4 protein-coding genes are annotated in these 2,542 nt (G+C 32.6%); all 4 read right to left on the minus strand.

Annotated elements, in window-relative coordinates; translation table 11 throughout:
- Nucleotides 1–217: 217 nt before the first annotated feature.
- Nucleotides 218–1,012, minus strand: coding sequence for a hypothetical protein (locus tag D6734_11055; GenBank protein RMF92975.1), 795 nt, complete (start codon nt 1,010–1,012; stop codon nt 218–220).
- A 67-nt stretch (nt 1,013–1,079) separates the two neighbouring features.
- The gene (locus D6734_11060; GenBank protein RMF92976.1) at nt 1,080–1,619 is read right to left on the minus strand and encodes a hypothetical protein; all 540 of its coding nucleotides are present in this window, start codon (nt 1,617–1,619) and stop codon (nt 1,080–1,082) included.
- Between the two features lie 163 nt (nt 1,620–1,782).
- Nucleotides 1,783–2,298, minus strand: coding sequence for a hypothetical protein (locus tag D6734_11065; GenBank protein ID RMF92977.1), 516 nt, complete (start codon nt 2,296–2,298; stop codon nt 1,783–1,785).
- 11 nt (nt 2,299–2,309) lie between these two features.
- Nucleotides 2,310–2,492, minus strand: a complete 183-nt coding sequence (locus D6734_11070) for a hypothetical protein (protein ID RMF92978.1) — start codon at nt 2,490–2,492, stop codon at nt 2,310–2,312.
- Nucleotides 2,493–2,542 lie beyond the last annotated feature (50 nt).

The raw sequence follows: 2,542 nt of genomic DNA on the forward strand, positions 1-2,542 counted from the left end.
GGGTTTTCCCGGTGGAAGCCCTGCTTTTTTAGAATATTGCTTTAACACCTTCAACTATTTTCCTTTTTTATTTTCACTTGCATTATATGCCACATAACGCTAATGCTAACCTGACGGTGGGCGTGCGCAGATAAAACCTGCTGAAACAAACAAAACTTGATTGACCACCTTTATTGCTTAAAATCTCCAGGCCCCACCGTTCAGGTTGAGCATATTGTTATGCCAAATCTGCTCTAATTTTGTGAAGGTCATATAATTTTTCAACTACTCTGATCGTATTTCTCAATTCAATATTAACATTCTTATCCAGAAATGAGCGAAAGCCGTGAATTGTGGGACTAAGTTTATCATAATACAAATTTTCTATTTCCTTTTTTAATTCTCCACTCGAAATTTTGTCAATTAATTTCCGAGGAGGATACTTTTTGTATGATTCTTTGTGGTTTACGAGTCTTTCAATATAACCTTTTCTAATACAAATGTCTCTCATTGCAATTTCCAAAATGGTTCTTGATAAGGCATTTACCGCATTGTATTGTTGAAAAGCATAACACTTGCGAGCTTCTTCAAGATATTGGATAAGTATTTTGGGAATAGTTACTTCTGTTACCATCACCCCAATTTCTATCAAGCCTTCAATATATTCTTTTGGCCCAAACCATGAAAATAGAGTGCTAAAAGCAAGATCATCTATGTCTTGATCATGTAAGTCATACTGATCATCTTCATTCGATTTAATATTTAATTCTTTGACTACAATATCAGCGATAAAATCTTCTCCTGCAGATACTCTCCTTAGAGTCTTCATCAAATTCATATCTTTCAATTCTATTGCGTCAATACTCGTAAATTCTTTTCTAATTTGAGTTCTAATATTTAGGAACTTTTCAATCTGGCCAAAAAATACTTTGATTTTTTCTTTATCTTTTATAAAACTGCCGTGTTGTATTTGAGAATTTAATTCTTCATCAATGTCGTTGAGTTCTTTAATTTTTTTTTCAATTGCATTCATAGGGATTCTCTATACTTATTTGTGTGTGCGAAAATTTAGGTTGGTTTCCACCAAAGTAGCCTCTTTGTTAAGTCTTGGCTTTCAGATATTCAATTACAAATTCATCAATTTTTTCTTTCAAAATGTTTCGTATATTGGTCAAAAGCTCTGGAGCAGGCGCGTAGCTTGTTTTAACCCTTAACCATGTTATCGCATAATCAGTAATTTTTTTATTTCTCTCCAAAATAATTTTTTGTCTAAGCCCCACACTGACACTAAAAGCATAGCCTACAATAGTGGTACCACTTCCTATTGCCTCAAATTGTATGCTTATATACAAATTGGGATACTTTAATGTATTTAATGTCTCGTCTGAAACTTTCACACCTGCTTTTTTCAAATGGTATATGCATGTTTCTCGTAGCTGATCATTGACATTAGGGCCAAATGAAAAAAATATATCGTTTGAAAATATGTCGACAGTGATACTATCCTTGTTTAAACCCACAAAAGTTGGTTTAGGTTGTGCCTGCAATTCTTCCCATGTTGTTTGTGCCATTATCCTATTAGCAAAAACTACATTGAAAATTAAGAATATTGAAATCGAAAGTATGGAACCGAATCTCATATTGAAGCTCCATTCGTTTAATGTAATTATGGCATAACGTTTTGGCTAACTTGCCGCAGGATTGCGGGGCACTGACTTTGAATAACCAAAAAACTTGGTGCGGGCTTCTAAACTTGAAAAACCGCATAGCCCCTGCGGTCAAGTTGAGCCAATTGTTATATGTTTAACCATTTATGTTTAAAAGAGATTGTATGTATTCTTCACCTTCTCTAGAAAATCTATAATTAATTTGATTGCCTTCTTTTGACTGTTGAAAAATGTATTTTTTTGATTCAGCCGCATGTTTTATTAAATGTGAAGGATTTGACAACTTAATACCATGATCTTTAAGAGTTTTTGTTACATCTCTTACTTTGAACACTTTACGTTCAGAATTAATTTGATGAAAATATCCAGCTAATAATGCTTTGTCAGTATCAGAAATATCTCTTGGAATCCTTGTTAACCACTCGCCAAAGGTTTCTGGTATTTCATTTTTTATTTTAGGTTCACCAGAAATTTCTTCCTTTCCTTTTTCTGAAACACCACTCGCTAATCGAGGCAATGTTTTCCAGAGTTCAAAAAGAGATTCAATATCATCCTTAATTGTTTTGTAATGTTCTGAAACAAATTTTTCACTTCCTTCCAATGAAATTTCAATTTCACCAATTTTGACAGAAATTTTGAAGTTGTTATCCATTGGTCCTTCTCCTAATCTATTTTCCAATTTTCATAGTTATCTTCAACATATTTGATACCAGGTGGAAGAATTAAAACAGAATCATTTTCAGCCAATTCGATAAGTTTCTGAGATTCCAATTTTTTCAAGACCTTGTTTTTTAAATATCTCTTATTCTTATATTTAAGATGTTCCATAATTTTATCAATAGACAAGAATTTGCTCTCTTCAGAATAAAGTAATAAAAGTATTCTGTCACTGATAC

It is taken from the genome of Candidatus Schekmanbacteria bacterium, from assembly GCA_003695725.1.
Classification (GTDB): domain Bacteria; phylum Schekmanbacteria; class GWA2-38-11; order GWA2-38-11; family J061; genus J061.